Origin of the sequence: Microbispora sitophila (assembly GCF_014892245.1) — a bacterium.
GTDB classification, from domain to species: domain Bacteria; phylum Actinomycetota; class Actinomycetes; order Streptosporangiales; family Streptosporangiaceae; genus Microbispora; species Microbispora siamensis.
In genome coordinates this window covers 20023-45658 of sequence record NZ_JADBGC010000025.1, presented here as the reverse complement: position 1 = coordinate 45658, position 25636 = coordinate 20023, and the positions used below count along the sequence as shown (strand labels likewise).

The window sequence follows — 25636 nt, the reverse complement described above, 5'->3', positions numbered from 1 at the left end:
GGAGCGTCAGGCCACCGAGGCGGGGAACCGTTCCCAGACGCGGTGGGCGGCCATCAGCCGCCGCACGGCGGTGAAGACCTCCATGGCGGAGTCACCGGAGACCACGCCCGGTGTGCCGGAGAGTCCGGCCTGTGCGAGCAGCTTGGCGCCCGCGCCCCAGGCGCCGATCGCCTTGGCGTGCCGCCAGCACTCCTCGATCATGAGCGTCACCCGCGGGTCGACCGCGGCGGTGTCGCCGGCGCCCGCCTTGGCGTCGCGCGCGGGCAGGGCGTCGGGGGCCGGCGCCGGCGCGGCCGCCACCAGCAGAGCGTCGAACTCGATCGACCGGGCGGTGGCGAAGGTCCGCTGCACGGGCATGTCGCCCAGCACGCCGCCGTGCGGGGCGATCAGCAGCGGCACCATGCCGGCGGCGAACACATCCCTGCGCAGGTCGCGTACGCCGTCGAGGTCGGCGCCGTCGTCCACGACGATGCCGACCACGCGGCCGTCGGCCGGCCACTCCTTGCCCACCTGCGACAGCGCGGGGCTCGGCGCCGGGTCGGCGAGCGGCAGGGTCGGCTCCGGCGCGGGAAGGCCCAGCCCGGTGGCGACCTCCCGGCAGAGGACCGGGTCGATGTTCGCCAGGCACTGGAGCTGACGCTCCTTGATCGCCTGCTCGTAGCACTTGCCCAGCTCGAAGGTGTAGGCGCGGACGATGTGCTCCTTCTCCACGGGCGACATGCTCAGCCAGAACAGGCGGGCCTGGCTGAAGTGGTCGTCGAAGGACACGGGGTTCGCGCGGACCTTCCTCGCCCGGGCGACCTCGACCGGTGTGTCGACGAACGCGTTCTCCGCGTCACCGGCGACGAACGGGTTGCCGCCGTCGAGGGAGTTCGGCCGGTACGGCGCGACCCCGGCGTGCACGGCGTGCTGGTGGAAGCCGTCCCGCAACATGTCGTTGACCGGGCAGTGCGGCCGGTTGATCGGGATCTGCGCGAAGTTCGGGCCGCCCAACCGGGTGATCTGCGTGTCGAGGTAGGAGAACAGCCGCGTCTGCAGCAACGGGTCGTTGGTGACGTCGATGCCCGGCGGCAGGTGGCCGACGTGGAAGGCGACCTGCTCGACCTCGGCGAAGAAGTTCGTGGGCGTCCGGTCGAGCGTCATCCTCCCGATGGGCTGCACCGGCGCGAGCTCCTCCGGCACGATCTTGGTCGGGTCGAGCAGGTCGATGCCCTCGAAGGTCTGGTCGGGGGTGTCCGGGAACACCTGGATGCCGAGTTCCCACTCGGGGTAGGCGCCGGCCTCGATCGCGTCGTACAGATCGCGGCGGTGGAAGTCCGGGTCCATCCCGCCGAGCATCTGCGCCTCCTCCCAGGTCAGGGAGTGCACCCCGAGCTTGGGCTTCCAGTGGAACTTGACCAGCACCGTCTCCCCGGCCTCGTTGACCAGCCGGAAGGTGTGGACGCCGAAGCCCTCCATCATCCGGAAGGAGCGCGGGATCCCACGGTCGGACATGTTCCACATGGTGTGGTGCTGCGCCTCGGTATGCAGGGAGACGAAGTCCCAGAACGTGTCGTGCGCGCTCTGCGCCTGGGGGATCTCCCGGTCCGGGTGTGGCTTGCCCGCGTGGATGACGTCGGGAAACTTGATGCCGTCCTGGATGAAGAACACCGGGATGTTGTTGGCGACGAGGTCGAAGGTGCCCTCGTCGGTGTAGAACTTCGTCGCGAAGCCGCGGGTGTCGCGGACCGTGTCGGCCGATCCGCGCGAGCCGAGGACGGTGGAGAACCGCACGAAGACGTCGGTCTTCTTCCCCTTCTTGAGGAAGCCGGCCCTGGTCACCGCCGAGGCGGTGCCGTACGCCTCGAACACGCCGTGCGCACCCGCGCCCCGGGCGTGGACGACGCGCTCAGGAATGCGCTCGTGGTCGAAGTGCGTGATCTTCTCGCGCAGGTGGTGGTCCTGCAGCAGGGTCGGGCCGCGCTCACCCGCCTTCAGCGAGCGGTCGGTGTCGCGCAGCCGCGCCCCCTGCGCGGTGGTCAGGTAGGCGCCCTGCTGACCCTTGGACGTGGCGGGCGCGCCGGTCTCCGCTCCGGTCGGCGTGACGGTCTCGGGAGCGCCCTGTTCCTTCTTCGGCGGCAGCGGGTCGCGTGGCGTCGTCGGCTCCTCGACGGTCGCCGGGGCACTGCCCGGCGAGCCGGGAACGTCCGGCGTCAGGAAGTCGGCCACCTTCTCGGCGGCGTTCTCCACGACGTCCTTGACGGCCTTGGCAGGCTTGCTGGCATCCATACGGCGAGTTCCTCCACGGAGCGGTACGGGCACGTCCGCGCCGCATTACCCGCAGGTAGGAGGCCGAAACATGCGCCCGCGCCGCCGGACGCCGCTTCAGGAGCCCGGGCGGTGGCCGCGCTTGGCCGGACGAGCTGGTAGACGTGAACCGGAGTTCGGCGAATTGTGTAGTGACCGGGTGGCGAGCTGGTCGCGCGGGCCGGGCGGCTCGCCGGTTCTCCGGCCCCGGGTCGCCGGCAGCACGTCGTTCACGCCCGGACGTGGCCGGCCGCCGGTCTTCTCGGAACGACGGATGTGCTCGGCGACCCATGGTTCGGCTGATCGTGCACCTCGGGCGTCACGCCTCCCGGATGCTGATGGCGGCGCGGTGGTGGCGGGGCGCCTCGACCTCGTCGAGCAGCGCGATCGCGAAGTCCGCGTACGTGATCCGGCTGGCCATGTCGCCGTGATCGGCGAGCAGATACCGGCCGGCGCGCGTGCCGCCATGGTCGAAGTCGCCTGCGGGCGCCACGTACAGCCAGTCCAGGTCGCAGGTCCGAAGCTCCTCGAGGCCTGCGGCGTGGCCGAGGGAGAAGGCGCGGTACTCGTTGGGGTAGCCGGGCTCGTCCATCAGGGGAGCACCCGACGCCCCGGGCATGACCGATGCGAGACCGACCACCACCAGGCGGGGTACGCCCGCCTTCGCCAGGCCGGTGGACAGGGCGCGGGCCGACGTGGTGAAGAAGTCGTGCGGTGACACGGACAGGTCCGCGGCGGCACTGATGGCGGCGTCATGCCCGGCGGCCGCGCGCTCGACGCTCACCGGGTCCGTGACGTCGCCCGCCACCACCCGCACGTCGCCCAAGTCGCCGTGGCCTGCGGGGTCGCGCACCACGGCGGTGACCTCGTGGCCGCGCCGGCGCGCCTCCGCGACCGCCTGCCGCCCGGCCCGGCCGCCCGCTCCGAAAACCACGATGTTCATGACGAACCACCTCTCACCAGGGCCGGAGCCCGTGTGCCCGGCCGATGCCCGGACGCTATCCGGAGCCGCGGTTACCGCCGGGATACCGGCTATCGTGAGGCCATGAGGGAACCCCTGCCCGCCGACATGTTCGACGAGCTGTGTCCGTCCTCGCTCAATCCGATCCGATTCGGTGACAAGTGGGCGCCGCTCATCATCCGCTGCCTGGAGCACGGGCCGCGCCGGTTCTCCGAGCTACGCGTGCCACTGAACCGCGTCACGCCCAAGGTCCTCACCCAGTCGCTGCGGTCCCTCGAACGGGACGGTCTGGTCCTGCGCACCGTCTACGCCGAGGCCACCCCGCATGTCGAGTACGAACTGACCCCGCTCGGCCGCAGCCTGCTCGAACCGCTGGCGGTCGCCTACGCCTGGGTGGCGGAGCACTGGGACGAACTGCTCGACGCCCGCGAGGCGTACGACGACGCCGCCCGCCTCGACCGCGCCGGCTGACACCGGTTGGCGCCGTGGCCGCCTGTCGGGCACTGTCTGACAGTGATCGAATTACGTGTCCTGAGCGAAGACGACTGGCCGATCTGGCGCGGGCTGCGGCTCGCCGCGCTTGCCGAGGCGCCGCAGGCGTTCGGTTCGACGTTGTCGGAGTGGCAGGGGGAAGGCGACCGCGAGGAACGCTGGCGGGCGCGCCTGGCGATTCCCGGTTCCCACAATGTCATCGCGATGATCGACGACCGCCCGGTCGGAATGGTCAGCGGCATTCCCGCCGAGACGACCGGCGAAGCAGAGCTGATCTCCCTCTGAGTGAGTCCCTCGGTTCGGGGCGAAGGGGTGGCAGATCGGCTGATCAGTGAGGTCGAGCGGTGGGCCGTGACGGACCGGGCGGCGAGGACGTTGCGATTGTCCGTGATGCCGGACAACGGCCGGGCCATCGCCCTGTACGGACGCCACGGCTTCAAGGACACCGGAGAGCCGGGCGACCTGCTGCGTGACGGCACGGGCAGGAAACACGTGCTGGTGAAGGCCCTGAGAGACGGAGCCGGCAACCGCCACTGACCGACCGTGAGCCCCCCGGTACTCGCCGTCCCGGGGGGCTCATCGGTGCTCGTGCGAGGGCGACACCACGATCGGCAGCCGGTGAGATGGCGGCCGCCGTACGGATCCACCGGCCCGAGAACGAATCGCTACCATGCCGATCATGGAGTCACTGGATCCTCGCCGCACCGCGTTGCTCCTCATCGATCTGATGACGCGCATCGTCGAGCAGCCCACGGCACCACACGCCGGATCTGCCGTGGTCGCCCGCTCCCTCGCTCTGGCCGAGGCGGTGCGAAAGGCGGGAGGGCTCGTCGTCGCCGTACGGGTCGAGCGGCCGGGCGTCGCAGAGCAGCCGCCGGGCAGCGAACTGGCGGAAGGGGTGCTCGGCGACCTGGAGATCGTGAAGCACACCTGGGGCGCCTTTCACAACACCCGGCTGGAGGAGGCATTGCGTAAGCGCGCCATCGACACCCTGATCATCACCGGAATCGCCACGAACTTCGGCGTCGAGCAGACCGCGCGCTTCGCCGACGAGTTCGGCTTCACGGTGATTCTGCCCGAGGACGCGGTCACCGCACTCGACGCACACGCCCACGAGTTCGCCTTCGACTACATCTTCCCGCGCATCGCCACTGTCAGCACCACCGCCGAGGTCGTGGCAGCACTGGAGTGAGAGCAGTACGGAGTGGTAGCGGATGGCTTCGATGTGAACCCCGGTGAGGGCATCGCTCCTGATTGCCGGATGCCATCCGGTGCTGTCAGGTGCCGCGATGGTGACGTCCATTGGTCTCGGCTGCGCTCCCATGTCAGCGGGTCTGCTGACTTTTCGCTGACTCTGGGACGCGCGGGCAACCTGCTCCAATCTGGTCCCGGGTGGTCGCCGCCACCCGCTGGTAATCAACGTCCGATACAAGCTGTCAGCTTCGAGGACTGTGACGCGCACCAAGTTCCCGGCACTGCTCGTATGAACAACGTCGTAGACGAGGCCGCCCTGTCCAGCACTAGCGAACCCGGTAGACGCCGATCCTCAGTTCGTCCATCGCTAGGTCCCAGAAGGACCTGTAGCGCCTAGCACCGGGCAGCCACGGCGCTAGATACCAGGCTTCCCACTCACCTTCAGCGGTGCTGACGTGGGGATTGAGGAGAGCCACTCCGTCATCCCAGTATCCGATCAGAAGGGCGTCGGGCACATACTCCCCTCTGTAATGGATGGAGTCCTGCTCCGGTCCGTAGACGAAGTAGAGCTCGTCGGGCACGCTCCATGAGTTCTCCGGTTTGGGCGCTGACCAGCTCCCGGCGATCGAGGGATCGACATCACGGAGCCAGCCGACTTCTTCGACACGCAGCAGGCAGCAGTCATCGTCGCTGCCCCACCCGTTGGCGAACAGGAGAAACTGCCGGTAACTCGGCGGCAGCTCCACACCCAGCCGCTCTTCAAGCTCGCGAATCTCTGCTTCGGTAGCCGGGGGATACAGATCGCCGAGTGGACTGACCGCCGGGTGATCAGAACCCTCGGTCACCGGATGCCTTGCAGGGAAGAGTTCAGGCCATGCGTACTGGGCACTCATAGCGAGTGAAGATATCCCTCATGACCGACATTTCATCCGACGTAGGGCATCACAATTCCAGCTACGGCACGCTTTACGCGTAGCCGTATGCAGCAGTCGATCGGCAACCGCCGGACCGGTGAGGGCTGAGTTCTTGCTGTCCCTATGCTCCCTGGCGCAGGTATGTGCGGGCCCGCACGTTGTTCTCCACCCCTGATCACCTCGTTCGCCGTCGACCCACCAGGAGCGGCAGCGGGCCGGGGACGGAGGGTCAAGGCCGGCCTCGCGTGCACGTCAACCTGATGTCTTCCTCGACGTCTGGCAGGACAGGGAGGGCCTGGAGCACCGCCAGGAGTTCCCGACCCACCGGGAGGCCGTGGCGCACGTCGCCAAGCACGCGGCCGAGGGGCTGCGGTTCCACGATCTGCGCCACTGCTGCGCCACATGGCTCATCTCCGACGGCTTCCCCATGAACGACGTGGCGCGCCTCCTCGGACACGAGCAGATGCTCAGGACGCTCAACCGTTACACGCACTCCTGGCGCGACCACTACGGCAGGGCTCAGGCGGTCTTCGCTGACTCCCGCTCCCGATCGGCCCCAGGAGCCCGACGCGGTCAGCGCCGCCGATCTCGCCCAGGGGAGGACCCGAGCTACCGCCAAAGCTTTGAACAGCGAGAAGGCCCGTTGGAGAGGCGGTCTCCGACGGGCCTTGATCGTGTGGGCGATACTGGGATCGAACCAGTGACCTCTTCGGTGTGAACGAAGCGCTCTCCCGCTGAGCTAATCGCCCGGGATCGTCTGCGCCTTGCGACGCCGACGGGGAAAACCATACCGCACTCGAGGGGGTGATGGCGAAAGCACGGCCCGGTCGGCTCGATCGTCCCGCCTTCGTCAACACCTTCGAAAGGTTCGCCAGACCGTCCCCGGCGTGGGGGTGTGGTGTCATAGCATCGTGATGCTCCATGCTCGACCTATACGCACGACCTGAGATCATTCGCCCGCAATGGCATCGCCGGCGCGGCCCCGCCGACACGCAAAGCAGAGGTAAGGACAAGCCTGTTGGTGATGTTTGAGCTGGTAGATGACCGAATGTCAAGCTGTGATGTGCGTTACAGAAGGGCCTGGAGGCGGAATCTTTCCTACGGGTCTCTTCGTTCGTCTCGTAGCACGAGCGCCCGGCGAGGCCCGACCGCACAGTGAAGACGCAGTGAAAGCCCCTGACAGGGGACCCGACGACGAAAAGGTTTGGCTGACGATGAACAGCACCACCGTCTCTGCCGAGCTAGGCCTTCGGCTTGTGGTCCCCGACCGTACGACCGTCCCCCTGCTCGCCGGCCTGAGCTACACGGCCGAGGATCCGTACGCCATTCGGATGGCCTTCCACGTGGGGAATGACGAGCCGGTCGAGTGGATCTTCGCCCGCGAGTTGCTGACCGTGGGCATCGTGCGGCGCGTGGGAGACGGAGACGTCCAGGTCTGGCCGGCCCGGTCGGACGGCGAACGGACGCTCAACATCAGTCTCACCTCGCCCTTCGGCCAGGCCCTGTTCGAGGTGCCCCTGGCCCCCCTCACCGAGTTCCTGCATCGGACCTACGAGCTCGTCCCCGCCGGCCGTGAGACCGACTTCATGGACCTGGACGAGGAGCTCACCAACATGCTCTGGAGTTCCTAAGGGCTAGCCCAGCCTGCGCTGGATGTCCCGCATCCGCGCGATCTCGATCTGCTGTCCGGAGACGACGTCCTGGGCCATCGTCCGCATGGCCCGGTCCCGTCCCCGGCGCAGTTCCTGCGCCGCCATGCTCACCGCGCCCTCGTGGTGCCGGATCATCAGCCTGAGGAACAGCGTGTCGAAGGCGCGCCCCCGCGCCGTACGCAGCCGGCTGAGCTCCTCCTCGCTCGCCATGCCGTAGCCGCCCGCCCCGTGATCGTGCGCGGGCGGAGGGGTGCGGCCCAGCCCCCGCAGCCACGACTCCATCACGGCGATCTCCGGGCGCTGTCCGTCCACCACACGGTCCGCGACCGCCGTCACCAGCGGGTCGCCGGTACGCGCCGCGGCCAGCCCCGCCATCTCCAGCGCCTGCCGGTGATGCGGGATCATCGCCTCGGCGAACCGCACGTCAGCCGCCACCGGCCCCGCCTGCGCCGACGGGTAGGCAGAGGCCGAACCGGACTGCCCGGGAGCGCCGGGGACGATCACCGGGGCGTCGGCGCGCGCCGGTGGAGCGGCCCCGGACGAGCAGGCGGCCAGCGCCGGCGCAACTGCCAGCACAACCGTTACCAATCCGGTCCGCACCGGCCGCGGGCTCGACATAACTTCCATAGTGGGCGATGATCCGCGGACATGGGGGCGATGTGAGCAGACCGAGGCTGAAGGCCGCGCTGGTGGCGTCCGTCCTCCTCCTGGCCCCGGCCTGCGCCTCCGACGAGCCCGCGCCGGCCCCGGCGGCCGCCCCGACGGGCATCCCGGGGCAGGACGAGATCAGGCACAGCCCCAACATCAAGCTGGTCGCCAACGTCCCCCTGGCGGCGCCGTTCGACGGCCCGGACGACTGGGGCACCGACCTGGCGTTCCAGGGCCGCTACGCGTTCGTGGGCAACTACCGGGGCTTCACGGTGCACGACATCGGCGACCCGGAGCATCCCAAGGCCGTCGCCCGGGTGGAGTGCCCCGGCGGCCAGAACGACATCTCGGTCTCCGGCGACCTGCTGTTCCTGTCGGTGGACGAGCCCCGTACGGACGACACCTGCGCGAGCGACGCCGGAGACCCGGCGGCCGCGGGAGCGTGGGAGGGCATCCGGGTCTTCGACATCTCCGACAAGGCTCATCCGCGTTACCTGAAGTCCGTACGCACGGAGTGCGGCTCCCACACGCACGCGATCGTGCCGGGCAGGGACGCCGGCACGGTCTACCTGTACGTCTCCTCCCCCGGCCCTGAGCCGGACACGACGAACTGCGCGCCACCCCACCAGAACATCTCGATCGTGGAGGTCCCCGTCGGCGACCCCGGCAAGGCGCGGGTGGTGGCCAAGCCCGAACTGTTCGCAGGCAGGCCGGCGGGCGAGGAGGAGACGGGCGGCTGCCACGACATCACCGTCTACCCCGAGAAGCACCTGGCCGCGGGCGCGTGCTTCGGCGACGGCGTCCTGCTGGACATCTCCGACCCGGTGCGCCCCAAACTGCTGCAGACCGTACGCGACGAGAAGAACTTCTCCATCTGGCACTCGGCCACGTTCGACAACGAGGGCACCAAGGTCGTCTTCAGCGACGAGATGGGCGGCGGGATGGCCGCCACCTGCCTGCCCTCGGTCAGCGCGACCAAGGGCGCGGACGCGATCTACGCGCTGACGCCGGAGCGCAGGCTCGTACGGCAGGGCTACTTCAAGATCCCCCGGGCCCAGGGCGCCGAGGAGAACTGCGTGGCCCACAACGGCGCGCTGGTGCCCGTCCCCGGCCGCGACGTGATGGTCCAGGGGTGGTACATGGGCGGAGTCTCGGTCTGGGACTTCACCGACTCCGCCCACCCGCAGGAGATCGCCTACTTCGAGCGCGGGCCGCTGCCGCCGGATCTCCATCTCGGCGGCTCCTGGTCGGCCTACTACTACAACGGCTACATCTACTCCAGCGACATCACCAAGGGCCTCGACGTGCTGCGCCTGGACGATCCCCGCACCGATCCCGCCAAGGCCGTACGCCTGAAGGAGCTCAACGCCCAGAGCCAGCGCTCCTACTGACCATCACGAGACCAGGGCGGTCACGGGTCGAGGTCGGCCGCCGAACGCTCGGCGAAGACCTTCATGGCCTCCAGCGTGACCGGCCCGGGCGCCTGCGGCAGCACCGTGCCGTCCACCGCCCTGATCGGCTGGATGTCGCGGGTCGTGGAGGTGAGGAACGCCTCCTCGGCCTCGTAGAGCGCCGAGATCGGCACGTCGGCCTCCTCGCCGCCGCACCATTCGAGGGTGAGCGCGCGGGTGACGCCGGCCAGGCAGCCGGAGGAGAGCGTCGGGGTGACCAGGCGCCCGCCGGTGACGATGAAGATGTTGCTCCCGGTGCCCTCGCACAGGTTCCCGGCGAGGTTCTCGAAGATCGCCTCGGCGCCGCCGCGCTCCTTGGCGTACGCCAGGGCCTTGGCGTTGTCGCCGTAGGAGGTGCTCTTGACGCCGGCCAGCGCGCCGCGCTCGTTGCGGGGCCAGGGCACCACGGTGACGTCGGCCGTGGCGGGGAACGGCGCCTGCTCGCCCACGATGACGATCGCGTTCGTGCCGGCCGCCCCCCGGTCGGAGCCGAGCGGGCCCGGGCCGCTGGTGTAGGTGATCCTGATGCGCGCCAGCGGCCACTTCGGCGCGGCCGCCAGGCAGCGGCGGACACCGTCGGCGATGGCGGCGAGGTCGGGCTCGGGCAGGTCCATCCGCTTGGCCGACAGCGCCAGCCGGTCGAGGTGGCGGGTCAGCGCGAAGGACTCCCCGTTCACCGCCTTGACCGTCTCGAACACGCCGTCGCCGACCATCAGCCCATGGTCGTACACCGAGACCACGGCCTTGTCTGGCTCGTACAGCTCCCCGTTCACCCAGATGGGTACAGACATCTCCTGCTCCGTTCGTTACCGATGTCGCGGCCCGCCCGCGGACGCGAGGCCGATGAGCCGGGCGGCCTTGAGCTCGGTCTCGTGCCATTCCCTCCGGGGGTCGGACCCCCAGGTGATGCCCGCTCCCGTACCGAACCGGATCGTGTCGTGCTCGATCCAGAAGGTGCGGATGCCGACCGCCAGCGCCCCCTCGCGCCGGTCGGCGTCGACCCAGCCCACGGCCCCACAGTACGGCCCGCGGGGCTCCGGTTCGAGCTCGTTGATGATCCGCAGCGCCGAGGACTTCGGCGCTCCGGTCACCGAACCCGGAGGGAAGGTGGCGGCGAACAGCTCCGGCCAGCCGGCGCCGCCGGCGAGCCGCGCCCGCACCGTGGACACCAGGTGCACGAGCCCGGGGTGCTCCTCGACCGCGAACAGCGAGGGCACGGTCACAGAGCCTACCTCCGCCACACGACCGAGGTCGTTGCGAACGAGGTCGACGATCATGAGGTTTTCGGCGTAGTCCTTGTCGAGGAGATCGTCCGCCGTCACGCCGGTGCCCTTGATGGGCCGGGACTCGACCACCTCGCCGCTCCTGGACAGGTACAGCTCCGGCGAGGCCGACACGACCGTCAGCCCCGGCACGCCGACCACCGCCGCGTACGGCGCGGGGTTGCCCTCGGCGAGCCGTACGGCGAGGGCGAGGGGGTCCACGTCCGGAGAGGGCAGCGACGCGGACAGGACGCGGCAGAGGTTGGCCTGGTAGACCTCCCCCTGCTCGATGTAGTCCCTGATCCGCTGGACGCCCCGCTCGTACCCCTCACGGTCGAGAGACGTGGCCCAGGCGTCGCGGGCGGGTCCCCGCCACGGGCCGCGCGGCGGGGGCAGCGGAGCGGGCCGCACCTGGTCGAAGCGCGCGCAGACGACCTTCCCCTCGTACGACACGACCACCGCCCACCAGCCGGAGCCGTCGAGGGCGGTCAGGTCGGTGGTCACCTCCCGCAGGCCGGTGGCCAGGTGCCCCCCGATGTGGGCGAAGGCGTCGTACACGGGTCCATTCTCCCGCCTCTGCGCCGGAAACACGTGCCGTCCCCGTGGCTGCCGGGCCGAAGCCGTGAATCAGAGGGCCTGGCGAGCCAGAAGGGCGAGCAGCGCGCGGGCGGCCGGGAGCGGGGCCGTGCGGGGCAGGGCGGCGTACACGGTGCGGCGCGGCGCGAACTGGCCGAGCGACCGAAGCGCCACGTCCCCGCGTACGGCGGGCGCGGCCATGGCGGGCACCAGCGTCACCCCGAGCCCCGCGGCCACGTAGCCGAGCTTGCCGGTCCACTCCCCGATCCGCAGGTCGACCCTGGGCGCGAAGCCGGCCCGGGCGCAGGCGGCGCCGAGCATGGTCACGGTGCCGGGTGGGGCGCCCTCGATCCAGCTCTCGTCGCGCAGGTCGCGCAGGTCCACCTTCTCGCACCCGGCCAGCGGGTGGTCGGCGGGGAGGGCGACGAGCAGTTCGTCCTCCATCAGGCGGGTGACCTCCACCTCGGGACCCGCCCCCAGGCCGGAGGGATAGTCGCTCACCACCGCGATGTCGATCTCCGCGCGGCCGAGCCCGTCCATGAGCGCGGTGCTCAGGCCCTCCATCATGCTGACCGCCACCTCGGGGCGGGACGCCCGCAGCTCGCGCAGGGCGGCGGGGACCAGCACGGCGTTGGCCGTGGCGAACGCGCCGACCCGCAGCCGCCCGCCGGTGCCCTGGTGGATGGCGGAAAGCTCCTCCCCCGCCCGGCCGAGCCGCTCCAGCACTTCCCGGGCGTAGCGGTGCAGCGTCCGGCCCGCAGGCGTCAGCCGTACTCCCCGGGGCAGCCGCGCGAACAGCGGGCCGCCCGCCTGGGCCTCCAGGGACGCGATGCGCCGGGACACGGCTGACTGGGTGTAGTTGAGCTGCACCGCGGCGGCCGTGAACGACCCCGTACGGGCCACGACGTCGAGCAGTACAAGCGCGTCGGTGTCGAACATGCTCCGATCCATGAGCGAGGGGAATGGGCGCCATGCAATCTAGTCGCTGGTGGAATGACTTGTTCCTCCCATAGCGTCCAGGACATGATTGCTTTTCTTGGCTTGGGACGCATGGGCGTCCCGATGGCCGGCCGCCTCGTCGCCGCCGGTCACAAGGTGGCCGTGTGGAACCGTACGCCACGGGACGTGCCGGGCGCGGAGGCGGCCCCCTCCCCCGCCGCGGCCGTCGCCGGAGCGGACGTTGTCATCACCATGCTGAGCGATCCGGATGCGGTGTCCGAGGTGGTGCGGACGGCGTTGCCGGGGCTGCGGCCGGGGTCGGTGCTGGTGGAGATGTCCACGATCGGCCCCGACGCGGTGCGGCGGCTGCGCGGCCTGCTCCCCGAGAGCGTGGGCCTGGTCGACGCGCCGGTGCTCGGCAGCGTGGGCCCGGCCGCCGAGGGCGCCCTTGTCGTGCTCGCCGGGGGCCGTCGCGAGGACCTCGACCGGGTGTCGGACGTGCTGCGGGTCTTCGGGAGGGTCCACGAGGCGGGCGGGCCGGGATCGGGCGCCGCGGCCAAGCTCGCCGTGATGAGCGCGCTGGTGACCGCCCAGGTGGGGCTGGCCGAGACGCTGGCCTACGCGGACGACCTCGGGGTCGGCCGTACCGCCCTCCTGGACGTCCTCGGGGCGACGCCCCTGGCCGGTCTCGCGGAGCGGCTGCGGCCGGTGGTCGAGTCGGGCCCGTTCGAGACGCGGTACGCCCTCGGCCTGGCCGCCAAGGACCTGCGCCTCGCCACGGAGGGGCCGGGGAGGCGCCAGACGGTGACCGCCGCCGCCCGCGACCTGCTCGCGGGGGCGGTCGCGGCCGGGCTGGCGGAGCACGACCTCACCGCCGTCGTCCCGTTCGCGGCGTCCCGGGCGGCGGAGACCCCCACGCCGAAGGACGTGCGCGCGGTCAACCCGCCCTCCGTCCCGGCGACCAACGGGTACTACTCCCACGCCGTACGCTTCGGCGACCTGCTGTTCGTGTCCGGGCAGGTGGCGCTGGACGAGGACGGAAAGGTCGACGGCGAGGGCGACATGACCCGGCAGTCCGAGGTCGTGATGGAGAACCTGGGCCGGATCCTGGCCGACCAGGGCTCGTCTTTCGACCGGATCCTGCACATCAGGACGTTCCTGACCGACATGGACCGGCTGCACGAGTACGCCGCCGTCCGCAGCCGTTTCCTCACCGGCGAGCCGCCCGCCAGTACGACCGTGGAGGTCGAGCGGCTGTTCCGGCCCGGCCTGGTGATCGAGGTCGAGGTGGTCGCCGCCCTCTGAAGTCCTACGCCAGGGGGCCGGCCGCGGACTCGGCGGCGGCGACCACGGCGCCGCTCTCGACGAGCCGGACGACCGCCTCGATCTCCGGTGCGAGGAAGCGGTCCGGCCCCGGCCCGGCCACCGGCTCGCGCAGTGCCGCGACGACCGCGCCCGTCCCCGGCGCCGGCGTGTACGGCGCGCGCAGGTCGAGCGCGCGGGCGGCGGTCAGCAGCTCGATCGCGAGCACGCGGGTGAGCCCGTCGACGGCGCGGCGCAGCTTGCGGCCCGCCGACCAGCCCATTGAGACGTGGTCCTCCTGCATGGCGGAGCTCGGGATCGAGTCCACGCTCGCCGGCACCGCCAGCCGCTTGAGCTCGGACACGATCGCCGCCTGGGTGTACTGCGCGATCATGTGCCCGGAGTCCACCCCCGGGTCGTCGGCGAGGAACGCCGGGAGGCCGTGGCTGCGCGCCACGTCCAGCATGCGGTCGGTGCGCCGTTCGGCGATCGAGGCCAGGTCGGCCACCGCGATGGCCAGGAAGTCCAGGACGTACGCCACCGGGGCGCCGTGGAAGTTGCCGTTGGACTCCACCCGCCCGTCGGCGAGCACGACGGGGTTGTCGATGGCGCTGGCGATCTCGCGGGCGGCGACGGCTGAGGCGTGGGCGAGGGTGTCCCTGGCGGCGCCGGCGACCTGGGGGGCGCAGCGCAGGGAGTAGGCGTCCTGGACGCGGGTGCAGGAGCCGTCGCGGTGGGAGGCCATCACGCCCGAGCCGGCGAGCAGCGTCCGCATGTTGGCCGCCGCCAGGGCCTGGCCGGGATGGGGCCGCAGCGCCTGCAGGTCGGCCGCGAACACGTAGTCGGTGCCGAGCAGCGCCTCCACGCTCATCGCGGCGCTGATGTCGGCGGTGGTGAGGAGCCGCGACAGGTCGTGCAGCGCGAGCACCAGCATGCCGAGCATGCCGTCGGTGCCGTTGACGAGCGCGAGCCCCTCCTTGGCGGCCAGTTCGACCGGCTCGATGCCGTATTCCTTGAGCGCCTCCGCGGCGGGCCGCAGGCGGCCCTCGGCGTCCCTCACGACGCCCTCGCCCATGATCGTCAGGGCGACGTGGGAGAGCGGGGCGAGGTCGCCCGAGCAGCCGAGGCTGCCGTACTCGTGGACGACCGGGGTGAGCCGGGCGTTCAGCAGGGACTCCAGCACCCGGGCCGTGGCCGGGCGCACGCCGGTGTGCCCGGTGGCGAGCGTACGCAGGCGCAGCAGCATCATGGCCCGCACGACCTCGGTCTCCACCTCGGGCCCGGAGCCGGCCGCGTGGGAGCGGATGAGGCTGCGCTGGAGCTGGGCGCGGAGCGTGGGGTCGATGTGCCGGGTGGCGAGGGCGCCGAAACCGGTGGAGACCCCGTAGGCCGGAGTGTCGGCCTCCGCGAGCTCCTCGACCCTCCCCCGCGACGCGGCCATCTCGGCGATCGCGTCGTCCGTCAGGCGGACCTGTGCGCCGTACCTCGCGACCCGGACCACGTCGTCGAAGGCGAGCGGTCCCGGGCCGACGCCCACGACCTCGTTGTCGTGCATCGTCCCACTCTTTCACGTCGTGCCGCTCGCGCCCTGCGCGCGTGGCGAGTAACCAGCGTATCTCAGGTTAGGTCCTTACATCCAAAGATCCTCTCCAACCCCTCCCGCCCCGGGCCGGTCAGCCGCAGGGCGCGCGGCACCGTGCCGCGCACCAGCCACTCCCGCGCCAGGAGCCGGTCCAGGACCGCGGCGCCGAGCGCTCCGCCGAGGTGCGGGCGGCGCTCCAGCCAGTCGAGGCAGTCGGGGGCGAACCTGCGGCGGGCGCGGCGCACCCGCTCCACGTCCACGCCCAGCTCCGTCAGCGCGTCCGCGCCGCTCGCGGTCAGCAGGCAGCCGCCGTCGGCCTCGATCAAACACCCCTCGCGCACCAGCGCGTCGTACAGTTCGACCCCCACCCGGCCGGCCAGGTGGTCGTAGCAGCTGCGCGCCTCCCGCAGCAGCCGGGCCTGCCGCGACTGCCGCAGGGACCGTACGGCGACGCGCCCGCTGATCCGGGCCAGCACCTCGAGAGTGCGGGCGACGTCGGGGCCGGCGAGGCGGTAGTAGCGATGCCGTCCCTGTTTGACCACGGTCACCAGGCCTCCGTCGAGGAGCCGGGCCAGATGGGAGCTCGCGGTGGGGGCGCTCACGCCCGCGATCCTGGCCAGCTCGCCCGCCGCCAGCGCCCTGCCGTCGAGCAGCGCGGTGAGCATGGCGGCGCGGGCGCCGTCCGCGATCAGGGCCGCGACGGGGGCGATGTCGGCGTCTCCCGCGATCTCGGCGTTCCCTGTGATCTCGGCATTTCCAACGATCTCGGGCGTCCCGTGCTCCGGCACGCCTCCGGCGGCCCCGGAGATCGCGGCGTGTGTGCGGTCATGTATCGCGGACATGCTTCGACGCTAACGCGGGGACGGTTCGACCTAGCTGGAAGCATCGACCGGAACTCGCGGTGTGAGCAGGGAGAACGCCGTTGATTTGGGGAGTCGGCGGGACATTGGATAAAGTCTTCCCGTGAGCCCGGCCGGACAGAGCCGGGGACGCGGAAGTGGCTCAGTGGTAGAGCATCACCTTGCCAAGGTGAGGGTCGCGGGTTCGAATCCCGTCTTCCGCTCGGAGCTTGACACTGTGGAGCTTCACACTGTGCGGCTCGACACGGTGGAGTGGCCGAGAGGCGAGGCAGCGGCCTGCAAAGCCGCGTACACGGGTTCAAATCCCGTCTCCACCTCTTGGTTCATCCAAGGGCGATTAGCTCAGCGGGAGAGCGCTTCCCTGACACGGAAGAGGTCACTGGTTCAATCCCAGTATCGCCCACCACCTAGTACGGCAGAGGCCGGATCCCAGAGGGATCCGGCCTTTCGCTCGTCCGCCTCCGGTGGCGCAGTCCTGCTTCACACCCGGTCGTAGACGAGGAGCCCGTCGTCGCGCAGACGGGCGCCGGAGGTCGGCGTGTGTTCGGTGAGCCTTCCGTCGTGCGCCAGGTGCAGCACGCGCGCGCCCCGCACGAGGACGGCGAAGTCGGCGATGATCCGCCGATGACAGCGCCACCACACGGCCTCCGCGCACATCACGGCGGTCCGGACGGCGCACGCCTGCGCGAGCAGCTCGTCCATGGCCGCCAGGAAGTCCGGATGCCGGGAGTAGCCCGCGTATCCCCGGAACGAGGTGTTCTCCCAGAAGACGTCGGGTGAGTCGGGAGCCGCCCTGCGGAACCCTCCCAGGCGCCTGTCCCATCGATAGCCGATCCCCGCCTCGGGCAGCCAGCTCGCCAGCGCCGCGCGGCCGGCGTCGGGGTTGCGCCTGCTGCCGGGAGCGGTCCGGACGTCGACCACCTCCCGCGCATCGGCCGCGTGCAGCAGCGGGATCAGGTGTCCGCGCGGCGCGGTGCCGTGCCCGAACGTCAGCAGCGTCACGCGGGCATCGGCGGTGTCGCCCGCGGCGACGCCCTCCGGCACCGGCTCGCTCATTCCGCGCTCCCCCCATGGACCCTGCGACTCGCCGGTGAGCGCCAGGGGGACGCGGGAAGGCACGGCGACGGGACGGCCGCCCGGGCACGCCGGGCGGCCGGTTCCCGCACGTCGCGCGGGTCAGTCGGCGCGGGCGGAGAGCTCGTCGAAGAGCTCCAGCGCGGCCTGCCGTACGTCTGCGGGCGAGATGCCGTTCAGGGTGCTGCGTGCCTGATCGGCGTCACGGGTCGTGGCGAAGGTGATCGCGACCGACTTGGCGGCCGCGTGGCGCAGCGATCCGGTGGGCGCGCTGTCGGCCAGTGCCTCCGCGCTCGCGGCCAGGTCGAGGTTGTCTTTGCCGAACTGAGTGGTCAAAGCGTTCTCCTGGGATGATGGCGGCTTGGCCCATTATCCGCGATGGCCCCCGCGTACAGTGCGCCACCCCGCGTTGTTCGCGTGTCCCCGTCCTGTTTCACCGTTCGGTCCCCCGATGAGCGGCCGGCGAGGCGGGTCCGTACGACGAGGTCGTGCAGGGCGTCGTGGGCCGACGGGGCGTCCGGCAGTGCGGAGGCGTCCCTGGCGTCCTCAAGGCGGGCGGTGAGCGCGTCGAGGTCGGCCGCGAGCCGTTCCCCGCCGGGCGCGCCGTCCGGCAGCCCGCCGTGCTCGGCCGCCCGCTTGGCCTCCACCAGACCGGGCAGGTACGGCGGCCCGCCGTCGAGGAGCAGGGTGAGGTCGGCGACGAGCTCGCCCGTACGCATGAGGTGGATGCCCGTCAGCAGCACCCGGAACGCGTAGAGCAGCGGCTTCAGCTCCCCTGTACGGTCGAACAGCCGCCGCTGGGTGCGTGCGAAACCCAGGTAGTGGTGGGCGTGGTGCCGGGTCAGGCAGCCCCGCGCGAGGGCGCGCATCTCCTCGTGCACCGGGGAGGTGGTCACGACCAGCGGCGACAGGAGCTGCTCCAGCACGTAGCCGTTGCGGCCGAGCAGCAGCCGGCAGAACTTGGCGAGGTCGTGGGTCACGAGGTCGACCTCCACGCCCTCGCGAATCCACGAGCGGGTCACGGTCTCCTCACCCGTGCGCAGGCCGACGACCTCCTCGGCCGGCAGCACGTGCACGCCCCGCAGGTCCACGTCCGAGTCCACCGAGGGGAACCCGTACAGATGCGCGCCGCTCACGGTGGCGAACGCCAGCGGGTGCCGCTCACCCGCGGCCACCTCGGGCAGCCAGGACGGCAGCACGGCGGTCACGACGCCTCCCCTCCCAGCACGGTCACGACGCCTCCTCTTTCATCACGGTCACAGAGCCGACCTCCGCACGTCGATCAGGAACTCCTCCACGGCCGCCCGGTCCGGCCGCTCCGGCAGCGCGCTCCCGGCCCGCTCGTCCACCTCGGCGAGCAGCCGCCCGCGCCACTCCAGCACTTCGGGCCAGGGCGTCTCCCCCCGCCGTACGGCGAGCAGCCGGTCGCGGTGGGCGCCCACCTCGACGAGCGGCTCCCCGTGCCGAGCCAGATGCGCGGCGCCCAGCAGCAGCCGGATCATGTGCATGGCCATCTTCCAGCGCCTGCCGTCGCCGTCCGGCCGGGGCGGGTCCTCCGGCCCGAGACGGCGGAACTGCCGGGCGGCCGATCCCGCGAACGCCCGCTCCGCCTTGCCGGACAGGAACGCGCGGCGCAGCGCCAGCAGCCGCTCCCCCACCGGAGTGACCAGCTCCACCAGCGGCGACCACAGGCACTCCAGCGCGGCCGGATTGCCCTCCAGCGCGAGCACGCAGAACCGCTCGACCTCCCACGAGAACTGCTCGGGCAGCGGCCCCTCCAGGTGGTCAGGCGGCTTGTCGAGCCGCCAGAACATCGGGGTGGGCGTCACGAACACGCCCCGCCTGTCGACGTCCGACTCCTCGGTCTCCAGCCCGTACGCGCGCGAGCCGATGACGACCGACAGGACGGTGCCGCCGGGGGCCGCCAGGGTCATGTCGCCGGATCTTGTCACGAAGGTAGGCTCCCGGTCCGGGACGCGGAAAGGTAGCGATTTAATGGCCGACTTCGGACACGAGCTGTGGTTCGGGGCGTTTCTCACGCCCGACGCGGCGGGGCATCACCGGATCGTCCGGCAGGCCGTGCTGGCCGACGAGATCGGGCTCGACATCATCGGCATCCAGGATCATCCCTACCTGCCGGCGTTCCTCGACAGCTGGACGCTGCTGTCCACGCTCGCGGGACGCACCGAGCGGGTGCGGCTGTTCCCCGACGTGGTGAACCTGCCGCTGCGGCCGCCGGCGGTGCTCGCCAGGGCCGCCGCGTCCCTCGACATCCTGAGCGGGGGCCGGGTCGAGCTGGGGCTCGGCTCCGGGGCGTTCTGGGACGGCATCGCGGCCATGGGCGGCCCGCGCCACAGCCCCGGCGAGGCCGTGGACGCGCTGGAGGAGGCCGTCGCGGTCCTCCGCGCGCTGTGGACCCCGGGCGACGAGGGCGTGCGGCTCGACGGCAGGCACTACCGGCTGGACGGCGCGCGGCCGGGGCCGTTCCCCCCGCATCCGATCGGGCTGTGGCTCGGCGCGTACAAGCGGCGCATGCTGGAGCTGACCGGGCGGCTCGGCGACGGGTGGGTGCCCTCGTCCGGGTACGCCGCGCCCGGCGAACTGGGCGCGATGAGCGAGATCCTGGACGCCGCGGCCGAGCGGGCCGGGCGCGACCCCGCCGCGATCCGCCGCGCCTACAACATCGAGGGCCGGTTCTCCGGCGTCGCCGGAGAGGGGTTCCTCGACGGGCCGCCTGCCGTGTGGGCCGAGCGGCTCACACGGCTCGCGCTCGGCCACGGCATGAGCGTGTTCGTGCTGGCCGTGGACGACGACAGGGACCTCAAGGTCTTCGCCGAGGAGGTGGCCCCCGCCGTACGCGAGGCCGTGGCGCGCGAGCGCGCGCGGGGGCCGCGTCCGGACGCCGAGAGCCCGATCGAGATCGCGAAGGGGGCACCGGCGAGGGCGGTGCTCGACGAGGCCACCCGGCCGCGGCTGCCCAAGCGGGACATCGCCGCGCTCCCGCCGCGGCAGCAGGCGAACGGCCGGCGGCTCGTGCTCATCCACGACCACCTGCGCGGGGAACTGACCCAGATCAGGGACGCCCTGGAGCAGGTCGCCGCAGGACGCTCCGACGCCGCCGCGCTCCGCTCGATGATCAACGAGCTCACCATGCGGCAGAACTACTGGACGCTCGGCACGTTCTGCGCGTCGTACTGCCGCCTGCTGACCACCCACCACACGATCGAGGACGAGCACATGTTCCCGATGCTGGTGGCGGCGCAGGAGTCGCTGGCGCCGGTCGTGGCCCGCCTGGAGCAGGAACACGAGGTCATCGCCGGAGTGCTGACGGAGCTGGACGCCGCCCTCGTCGCGATGATCGAGGACCCGGACCGGCTCGACGGCGTACGCGACCGGGTGGACCTGCTCTCGGACGTGCTGCTGTCGCACCTGCGGTACGAGGAGGAGGAGCTCGTCGAGCCCATCGCCCGCCTCAACCTTGACATCTGAGAATCCGGGACATCTGAGACCCCTGACGGCGCCGGCCGGGCCAGGGCTCAGCCGGCCGCGACCAGCAGCCGCCGCGGCCGGTGGATCAGGCCGTCGTCGGTCCACCGCACGCTCGGAAGGTCCTCCCGCGGGCGCAGGCGCGGCAGCCGTGTGACCAGGGCGCGGAACGCCTCCTGCAGTTCCATCCTGGCCAGGTTCGCCCCCAGGCAGTAGTGGGGACCGTGGCCGAAGGCCAGGTGCGGATTGGGCGTCCCCCCGGCGAATCGCCGGATGTCGAAACGCCACGGATCGTCGAACACCGAGGGATCGTGATTGGCCGCCGCCGGGTTGGGCAGCACGACGGTCCCCGCGGGGACGGTGCCGCCGGACAGCTGGACGTCCTCCGTCACCAGCCGGAGCAGGCCGTTCCCTCCCGGCCCCTCGTGCCGCAGGATCTCCTCCACGGCGGCTTCGAGCAGCTCGGGGCGCACGGTCAGCTCCGCGTACTGCCCGGGGTGGCACAGCAGGCGGAACGCGCCCCGGATGATGATCGAGGCGGTCGTCTCGTGCCCCGCCATGATCAGCGTGAACACCATGTGGGTCAGCTCGTCCTCGCTCAGCGCGTCCTCCCCGTCGCGCGCCGAGATGAGCAGGTCGATGAGGTCGTCGCCCGGCCTGCTGCGGTGCTCCGCGATCAGGTCCCGCGCGTACGCCATGAACGCGGCGAACCCCTCCGCCCTGGCTTCGGCGCTCGCCTCGGAGGAGGACAGGAACATCTCCGTCCAGCCGCGGAACTGCTCGAACCGGTCCATCGGCACGCCGAGCACCTCGCAGATCACCCGGGCGGGCAGCGGCAGCGCGAAGTCGGCGACCACGTCGAACTCCTCCCCGGCCGCGTCGAGCAGCTCGGTCGCGATGGCCGCCGCGCAGGGCCGCCAGCGCTCGATGTGCCGGGGTGTGAACGTGCCCTGCATGATGCGGCGGTAGCGGGTGTGCTCCGGAGGGTCCTGGTTGATCAGAGCCGCCGGATCGTCGTCCAGTCCCATGCCGCGGACCATTCTGGGCAGGCCCGGAGCCCGCAGATCGCGGCTGCCTGCCGGGGACGTGAGCACGGCCCGGACGTCCTCATACCTGACGATCATCGGGGCCCGGTCCCCGCTCGGCATCGTGACCGGCTCCATGGGGCCTTCCGCGTACCTGCGGTCGAGGTCGGGCGAGGGAATTCCCATGGGGCCGGGTGGAAGGTCGGGCCAGGGCCACGTGGCGCCGGACTGCTCTGCCATCGTCGCCTCCCGGCGATGCCTGTCCTACACGCTGCCTGGAACGTACGTACCGGTCCCGGGCCGGTCAATGTCCCGCCGCGGCCACACCTCCGTAGACGGCGCGATGATCCAGCGGAGAGCTCCGAACCCCCGGCGACGGAGTGTTCACGGAGAGGCGTGTTTCGCACCAAAGGGCGACGCGATTCTGGAATGATCTCGAGGAAAACCATCGGACGTCGAGAGACCGTGACTGATGCCCCCCATTGACCAAATAACCGCCTTCGCGTCGGCCCACACCGTCGAAGCGATCATCATCAGCGTCATCGCCCTGGTCTTGCTGGTCCTGGCCTTCTTCGCCCTGCGCGCCCTGATCCGCCTGTTCCGCCGCTGGGCGGCCGGCCGGCCCACCGAGGACGTTCTCACCATCGTCGCCGCCAGCATCGCCACGGGCGTCTCCGCCCAGGGCATGTGGCGCTTCTCCGGCGACGTCCTCGGGTTCGACGGGCCGCTGCGGCTCCTGCTGTTCGCCTTCATCGAGGTCGCCGTCATCACCAGCGCCGTACGCGCGCGCCGCAACATGCGGGAGAACTACTCGGCCGGCATCGACGGCCTGGCCGTGTGGGTGCTGACGTCCCTGTCGGCCGTCCTGTCGAGCATGGACGCCCGCAGTGTCGCCGAGGCCGTCTTCCGTCTCGCCGCGCCGCTCGTGGCCGCGTGGCTGTGGGAGCGCGGCATGGCCATCGAGCGGGTCCGCATCACCGGCCGGGGCCGCATCAACTGGCGGCTCACCCCCGAACGCGTGCTGGTCCGTATCGGCCTGGCCGAGGCGAGCGACCGTACGGCGAGCGAGGTGGACGCCCACCGCAGGCTGACCAGGGTGGCGCTGGCCGCCAAGCGGGTCCGCGCGCTGCGCGAGGCCGGGGCGTCCGACCGCAAGGTGCGCGCCGCGATGGCCAGGCTCGACAAGGCGATGGACCAGGCGGTGGAGTACACCGGCCTGGCCGTGGACGAGAAGCGGCAGGAGGCCCTGCTGTCCCAGATCGGCGCGCTCTACAACACCTCCGCGCTGATCGACCTCGCGCCGCCGGTCCCCTGGGCGCCCGAGCCCGAGCAGCCCGTTCCCCCGGCGCTGCCCGCCGCGGCCATCGCCGAGCTGATCGACGACGAGGAGGAGGACGTCCCGGCCGAGCCGGCGCCGCCCGTCGTCGACACCGCCCAGCGCGCGGCTCAGCTGCGGACCGCCCGGCAGTACTGGGACCAGCAGATCGCGCGCAAGTACGTTCCCCGCGCCGCCGACATCGCCCAGGAGGTGGGCATCCCGCTCCGCGTGGCGAAGGAGTGGCGGGCGCTGTGGAAGCTCGAACCCCAGGCGTACGCGCTGATCGAGGCGGCATACCGGGAGCACGGGATCGTCGACACCGGCACGTTCCCGGCCATCGAGGTGCCCGAGCGCGAGCGCGTGCTCGTCGTGAACGGCTCCGCATCGGGAGCGGCCGCGCACGACTCCTGACGGGGAGCCTGCCCGGCTCATCGACGGGAACGGGGCGGCGGGACCGGACAGACCGGTCCCGCCGCCCTGTCGCTTTCCCACGCTCAACCCCCGTGTCTTCTGCTGCTTGTGGCCGGACCGGCGCGCGGGGGGTGGGGACCATGGTGCGGCCGGCGCGGACCAGGATCTGGTCACCGGTGACCTTGCGGATGCGGCGACGCCCTGGGGTGAATCCGCGCTTTCGCCGTCAGTCACCGCGGCCGGCGGCGCAGCCCGCGGGAGGTGGCGCGGGCACAGTGATCGGCTGCTGCCGCCGGTACTGTTCCAGGTCGACGAGGTTCCCGTTGATCGCGTTGCGCCTCTGGAGTTCCGCCCAGTACACCGGGTCGAGGAAGATCGCGGGGTTCCACTGCGACTGTGTCAGGTCCGTCGGTTGCCCCAGGTACAGCACGGCGTCGACCAGCTTTCCCAAGGGGACGCCGCACAGCCGCGGCGCGTCCATGAACTGTCCCGCGTCGGTGTATTCCAGCCAGGTGCCTGAGCACGGGATCACGGTGCGCCGTGGACAGGTCGCCAAGCGGGGATGGCTACCGGCCACGATCACGTAGACGTGCCGGCCGGTCTGTTCCTCGATCAGCGGGACTCCGTGGTCGGCGTTCTGTCCTGGCTCCGGCGAGTGCATCACGTGTCCGCTGCCGTAGCAGATCAGTGCCCGGCGTTTCTTGGCGAGCACTTCCCGTTTCACCACTGACGCCATGTGGGCGTCACGTTGGGCGAGAAAGACATCCACCTGGTCTTGGGTGGTGATGTGGGACCAGTCGATCGGCGGATCCCCGAGCAGCACCCGGATCCTCCGCTCCGCAGGCAGCGCCCAGTTGACGGCGCGGACCGTCCGGAAGAACTGTTCACGGATCGGCTGGTCGCCGGTGGCCCCGGGCGACTGCGTGGTGTTCCGCCAGACCTGCCGCAACACTCGGTCGTCGACAGCCGCACCGGCGACGAACCGGTCGACGATCGGCTGGTACAGCGCGTTGCCGAACTCGACGACGATGTCGTCGACCACCTGCGGCAACCGCGGATCCGCAAGCAGCATCTGCTGCGCGTCACCGTGTTCCTGCTGGCCGTGTGTCTCACCGATCGCGACGAGCCGGTGGCGCTCGAAGGCCGCGAGCACCGCCTGGGTGAGGTCCCGTGTGGCCGCGTCGGCCCTGCCCGCCGATCCGGTCGTCAGCAGTCCGCCGCCGCTGCCCACCGAGCTGGTCGTCAGCAGTCCGCCGGCTGCCGTACCGGCACCGGTGACGGCGAGGAACCTACGCCGCGTCAACCGTGGATCTCTCACGTCTGGTCCTTTCCGAAGGGAATCTCGCTCGTGTGACGGACACCCTGCTCACGGGTCGTGCCTCTCACGGACGCCTTGCCGGGATGGTTGTACGGCACGGCCGGTGCCGGCCGGGTGTCAACGGCTGACACCCGGCCGACACCGGATCCCTGGCATCGTGAGCAGTGCGGGCGCGCCTGCCGAACGCGGCACCACCAACGAGAAGGAGGACGGTCGTGCGAGTTCTGGTCGTCGAAGACTTCGAGGTCCTGGCCAGGACGATCGGGACCGGGTTGCGCCGCGAGGGCATGGCGGTGGACGTCGTTCTCGACGGCGACGACGCTCTGGCCCATCTGGCCGACACCCGATACGACGTGGTGGTGCTGGACCGCGACCTGCCCGGCACACCCGGCGACGACGTGTGCCGGCACATCGCCGCCGGCGGCACCGGGTCGCGGGTGCTGATGCTCACCGCCGCAGGCACCGTGCGAGACAGAGTCGAGGGCCTGGGTTTGGGCGCCGACGACTACCTGCCCAAACCGTTCGACTTCGCCGAGCTCGTGGCTCGCGTACGCGCGCTGGGGCGCCGCTCGGCGCCCGCCGTTCCCCCGATCCTCCAGGCGGAAGATCTGACCCTGGACCCGAGCCGGCGGGTGGCCTTTCGTGGCGGACGGCGCTTGGAGCTCACCCCGAAGGAGTTCGCCCTGCTGGAATGCCTGCTCGCTGCCGGCGACCGGGTTGTGTCCGCGGAGGAGTTGCTGGAACGGGTCTGGGACGAGGCCGCTGACCCGTTCACCACGGTCGTCAAGACGACGGTGCGCCGGTTGCGGGCCAAACTCGGCGAACCGCCGGTGATCGAAACCATCCGTGAGGGCGGCTACCGGATCGGAGTCTCGCGATGAATCC

General features: G+C 71.3%; 26 protein-coding genes and 4 tRNA genes. 14 read left to right on the top strand and 16 right to left on the bottom strand.

Annotated features, from left to right (window positions below):
- Positions 1-6 precede the first annotated feature (6 nt).
- Both IL992_RS35540 and IL992_RS35535 read right to left on the bottom strand, forming a co-directional pair.
- The gene (locus IL992_RS35540; protein WP_193207695.1) at positions 7-2268 is read right to left on the bottom strand and encodes a catalase; all 2262 of its coding nucleotides are present in this window, start codon (positions 2266-2268) and stop codon (positions 7-9) included.
- A 337-nt stretch (positions 2269-2605) separates the two neighbouring features.
- A complete protein-coding gene (locus IL992_RS35535) occupies positions 2606-3229 on the bottom strand; it encodes an NAD(P)-dependent oxidoreductase (protein WP_193207694.1) in 624 nt (207 codons plus the stop codon).
- Between the two features lie 102 nt (positions 3230-3331).
- Here IL992_RS35535 and IL992_RS35530 point away from each other — a divergent pair, with 102 nt between their 5' ends.
- The 4 genes from IL992_RS35530 (at position 3332) to IL992_RS35520 (ending at position 4931) form a co-directional block, all read left to right on the top strand.
- On the top strand, positions 3332-3718 hold the full coding sequence (locus IL992_RS35530) for a winged helix-turn-helix transcriptional regulator (protein ID WP_193207693.1): 387 nt from the start codon (positions 3332-3334) through the stop codon (positions 3716-3718).
- Positions 3719-3760: 42 nt separating this feature from the next.
- Positions 3761-4024, top strand: a complete 264-nt coding sequence (locus IL992_RS46920; protein WP_226874350.1) for a GNAT family N-acetyltransferase — start codon at positions 3761-3763, stop codon at positions 4022-4024.
- Complete coding sequence (locus IL992_RS46915; RefSeq protein ID WP_319019035.1) at positions 4025-4276, top strand: GNAT family N-acetyltransferase; 252 nt, start codon at positions 4025-4027, stop codon at positions 4274-4276.
- A 142-nt stretch (positions 4277-4418) separates the two neighbouring features.
- Positions 4419-4931, top strand: a complete 513-nt coding sequence (locus tag IL992_RS35520) for an isochorismatase family protein (RefSeq protein WP_193207692.1) — start codon at positions 4419-4421, stop codon at positions 4929-4931.
- A gap of 328 nt (positions 4932-5259) precedes the next feature.
- On the opposite strand, the gene IL992_RS35515 is transcribed toward IL992_RS35520, so the two are convergent.
- Complete coding sequence (locus IL992_RS35515; RefSeq protein ID WP_193207691.1) at positions 5260-5826, bottom strand: SMI1/KNR4 family protein; 567 nt, start codon at positions 5824-5826, stop codon at positions 5260-5262.
- A 355-nt stretch (positions 5827-6181) separates the two neighbouring features.
- Between IL992_RS35515 and IL992_RS49115 the strand changes: the two genes are divergently transcribed.
- Positions 6182-6565: a tyrosine-type recombinase/integrase gene (locus IL992_RS49115; protein WP_404804812.1), complete on the top strand. Its 384-nt coding sequence runs from the start codon at positions 6182-6184 to the stop codon at positions 6563-6565.
- Here the strand turns inward: IL992_RS49115 and IL992_RS35505 are convergent.
- A tRNA-Val gene (locus IL992_RS35505) sits at positions 6525-6596 on the bottom strand. The two genes, IL992_RS49115 and IL992_RS35505, sit on opposite strands and share 41 nt — an antisense overlap.
- 465 nt (positions 6597-7061) lie before the next feature.
- On the opposite strand from IL992_RS35505, the gene IL992_RS35500 reads away from it, so the two are divergent.
- Complete coding sequence (locus IL992_RS35500) at positions 7062-7478, top strand: SsgA family sporulation/cell division regulator (RefSeq protein ID WP_036329836.1); 417 nt, start codon at positions 7062-7064, stop codon at positions 7476-7478.
- Between the two features lie 3 nt (positions 7479-7481).
- Here the strand turns inward: IL992_RS35500 and IL992_RS35495 are convergent, their stop codons facing one another.
- Positions 7482-8075, bottom strand: coding sequence for a DUF305 domain-containing protein (locus IL992_RS35495; RefSeq protein ID WP_319019034.1), 594 nt, complete (start codon positions 8073-8075; stop codon positions 7482-7484).
- Between the two features lie 83 nt (positions 8076-8158).
- Between IL992_RS35495 and IL992_RS35490 the strand changes: the two genes are divergently transcribed.
- Positions 8159-9538 (top strand): LVIVD repeat-containing protein, encoded by a 1380-nt coding sequence (locus IL992_RS35490; RefSeq protein WP_319019033.1) that lies wholly within the window; start codon positions 8159-8161, stop codon positions 9536-9538.
- A gap of 20 nt (positions 9539-9558) precedes the next feature.
- Here IL992_RS35490 and IL992_RS35485 read toward each other — a convergent pair whose 3' ends face one another.
- From IL992_RS35485 to IL992_RS35475, 3 genes are all read right to left on the bottom strand, one after another.
- Positions 9559-10389 (bottom strand): aminotransferase class IV, encoded by an 831-nt coding sequence (locus IL992_RS35485; RefSeq protein WP_193207688.1) that lies wholly within the window; start codon positions 10387-10389, stop codon positions 9559-9561.
- A gap of 15 nt (positions 10390-10404) precedes the next feature.
- Positions 10405-11418 carry a chorismate-binding protein gene (locus IL992_RS35480; RefSeq protein WP_193207687.1) on the bottom strand — a complete coding sequence of 338 codons (1014 nt, stop codon included), beginning with the start codon at positions 11416-11418 and terminating at the stop codon, positions 10405-10407.
- A gap of 69 nt (positions 11419-11487) precedes the next feature.
- Positions 11488-12375 (bottom strand): LysR family transcriptional regulator, encoded by an 888-nt coding sequence (locus IL992_RS35475; protein WP_193207686.1) that lies wholly within the window; start codon positions 12373-12375, stop codon positions 11488-11490.
- A gap of 84 nt (positions 12376-12459) precedes the next feature.
- On the opposite strand from IL992_RS35475, the gene IL992_RS35470 reads away from it, so the two are divergent.
- Positions 12460-13680, top strand: coding sequence for an NAD(P)-binding domain-containing protein (locus IL992_RS35470; protein ID WP_193207685.1), 1221 nt, complete (start codon positions 12460-12462; stop codon positions 13678-13680).
- A 4-nt stretch (positions 13681-13684) separates the two neighbouring features.
- Here the strand turns inward: IL992_RS35470 and hutH are convergent, their stop codons facing one another.
- The gene (gene hutH / locus IL992_RS35465; protein ID WP_193207684.1) at positions 13685-15232 is read right to left on the bottom strand and encodes a histidine ammonia-lyase; all 1548 of its coding nucleotides are present in this window, start codon (positions 15230-15232) and stop codon (positions 13685-13687) included.
- Between the two features lie 62 nt (positions 15233-15294).
- Positions 15295-16101, bottom strand: coding sequence for an ArsR/SmtB family transcription factor (locus IL992_RS35460; protein ID WP_193207683.1), 807 nt, complete (start codon positions 16099-16101; stop codon positions 15295-15297).
- Positions 16102-16250: 149 nt separating this feature from the next.
- On the opposite strand from IL992_RS35460, the gene IL992_RS35455 reads away from it, so the two are divergent.
- The 3 genes from IL992_RS35455 (at position 16251) to IL992_RS35445 (ending at position 16525) form a co-directional block, all read left to right on the top strand.
- A tRNA-Gly gene (locus IL992_RS35455) sits at positions 16251-16322 on the top strand.
- Positions 16323-16365: 43 nt separating this feature from the next.
- Positions 16366-16436, top strand: a tRNA-Cys gene (locus tag IL992_RS35450).
- Between the two features lie 14 nt (positions 16437-16450).
- A tRNA-Val gene (locus IL992_RS35445) sits at positions 16451-16525 on the top strand.
- 74 nt (positions 16526-16599) lie between these two features.
- Here IL992_RS35445 and IL992_RS35440 read toward each other — a convergent pair.
- From IL992_RS35440 to IL992_RS35425, 4 genes are all read right to left on the bottom strand, one after another.
- Complete coding sequence (locus IL992_RS35440) at positions 16600-17175, bottom strand: DUF488 domain-containing protein (RefSeq protein WP_193207682.1); 576 nt, start codon at positions 17173-17175, stop codon at positions 16600-16602.
- Positions 17176-17295: 120 nt separating this feature from the next.
- Complete coding sequence (locus IL992_RS35435; RefSeq protein WP_193207681.1) at positions 17296-17529, bottom strand: hypothetical protein; 234 nt, start codon at positions 17527-17529, stop codon at positions 17296-17298.
- On the bottom strand, positions 17526-18401 hold the full coding sequence (locus tag IL992_RS35430; RefSeq protein WP_193207680.1) for a nucleotidyltransferase domain-containing protein: 876 nt from the start codon (positions 18399-18401) through the stop codon (positions 17526-17528). The genes IL992_RS35435 and IL992_RS35430 overlap by 4 nt, the downstream gene beginning before the upstream one ends.
- A 48-nt stretch (positions 18402-18449) precedes the next feature.
- Entirely contained in the window at positions 18450-19145 is a 696-nt protein-coding gene (locus IL992_RS35425) for a nucleotidyltransferase domain-containing protein (RefSeq protein ID WP_319019032.1), read from the bottom strand.
- A gap of 43 nt (positions 19146-19188) precedes the next feature.
- Here IL992_RS35425 and IL992_RS35420 point away from each other — a divergent pair, with 43 nt between their 5' ends.
- Complete coding sequence (locus IL992_RS35420) at positions 19189-20682, top strand: LLM class flavin-dependent oxidoreductase (protein ID WP_193207679.1); 1494 nt, start codon at positions 19189-19191, stop codon at positions 20680-20682.
- Between the two features lie 47 nt (positions 20683-20729).
- On the opposite strand, the gene IL992_RS35415 is transcribed toward IL992_RS35420, so the two are convergent.
- On the bottom strand, positions 20730-21944 hold the full coding sequence (locus IL992_RS35415) for a cytochrome P450 (protein WP_193207678.1): 1215 nt from the start codon (positions 21942-21944) through the stop codon (positions 20730-20732).
- A gap of 232 nt (positions 21945-22176) precedes the next feature.
- Between IL992_RS35415 and IL992_RS35410 the strand changes: the two genes are divergently transcribed.
- Complete coding sequence (locus IL992_RS35410) at positions 22177-23433, top strand: MraY family glycosyltransferase (RefSeq protein ID WP_193207677.1); 1257 nt, start codon at positions 22177-22179, stop codon at positions 23431-23433.
- Positions 23434-23659: 226 nt separating this feature from the next.
- Here the strand turns inward: IL992_RS35410 and IL992_RS35405 are convergent, their stop codons facing one another.
- On the bottom strand, positions 23660-24664 hold the full coding sequence (locus IL992_RS35405) for a hypothetical protein (protein ID WP_193207676.1): 1005 nt from the start codon (positions 24662-24664) through the stop codon (positions 23660-23662).
- A 302-nt stretch (positions 24665-24966) separates the two neighbouring features.
- Between IL992_RS35405 and IL992_RS35400 the strand changes: the two genes are divergently transcribed.
- Positions 24967-25632: a response regulator transcription factor gene (locus IL992_RS35400; RefSeq protein WP_193207675.1), complete on the top strand. Its 666-nt coding sequence runs from the start codon at positions 24967-24969 to the stop codon at positions 25630-25632.
- Positions 25633-25636 lie beyond the last annotated feature (4 nt).

Bases quoted from the DNA above. Each gene is read 5' to 3' on its own strand.
- IL992_RS35415 (WP_193207678.1), bottom strand. From the start codon at position 21,944: ATGGCAGAGCAGTCCGGCGCCACGTGGCCCTGGCCCGACCTTCCACCC.
- IL992_RS35535 (WP_193207694.1), bottom strand. From the start codon at position 3,229: ATGAACATCGTGGTTTTCGGAGCGGGCGGCCGGGCCGGGCGGCAGGCG.
- IL992_RS35420 (WP_193207679.1), top strand. From the start codon at position 19,189: ATGGCCGACTTCGGACACGAGCTGTGGTTCGGGGCGTTTCTCACGCCC.
- IL992_RS35410 (WP_193207677.1), top strand. From the start codon at position 22,177: ATGCCCCCCATTGACCAAATAACCGCCTTCGCGTCGGCCCACACCGTC.
- IL992_RS35485 (WP_193207688.1), bottom strand. From the start codon at position 10,389: ATGTCTGTACCCATCTGGGTGAACGGGGAGCTGTACGAGCCAGACAAG.
- IL992_RS35440 (WP_193207682.1), bottom strand. From the start codon at position 17,175: ATGAGCGAGCCGGTGCCGGAGGGCGTCGCCGCGGGCGACACCGCCGAT.
- IL992_RS35540 (WP_193207695.1), bottom strand. From the start codon at position 2,268: ATGGATGCCAGCAAGCCTGCCAAGGCCGTCAAGGACGTCGTGGAGAAC.
- IL992_RS35530 (WP_193207693.1), top strand. From the start codon at position 3,332: ATGAGGGAACCCCTGCCCGCCGACATGTTCGACGAGCTGTGTCCGTCC.
- IL992_RS35470 (WP_193207685.1), top strand. From the start codon at position 12,460: ATGATTGCTTTTCTTGGCTTGGGACGCATGGGCGTCCCGATGGCCGGC.
- hutH (WP_193207684.1), bottom strand. From the start codon at position 15,232: ATGCACGACAACGAGGTCGTGGGCGTCGGCCCGGGACCGCTCGCCTTC.
- IL992_RS35520 (WP_193207692.1), top strand. From the start codon at position 4,419: ATGGAGTCACTGGATCCTCGCCGCACCGCGTTGCTCCTCATCGATCTG.
- IL992_RS35500 (WP_036329836.1), top strand. From the start codon at position 7,062: ATGAACAGCACCACCGTCTCTGCCGAGCTAGGCCTTCGGCTTGTGGTC.
- IL992_RS35515 (WP_193207691.1), bottom strand. From the start codon at position 5,826: ATGAGTGCCCAGTACGCATGGCCTGAACTCTTCCCTGCAAGGCATCCG.
- IL992_RS35475 (WP_193207686.1), bottom strand. From the start codon at position 12,375: ATGTTCGACACCGACGCGCTTGTACTGCTCGACGTCGTGGCCCGTACG.
- IL992_RS35460 (WP_193207683.1), bottom strand. From the start codon at position 16,101: ATGTCCGCGATACATGACCGCACACACGCCGCGATCTCCGGGGCCGCC.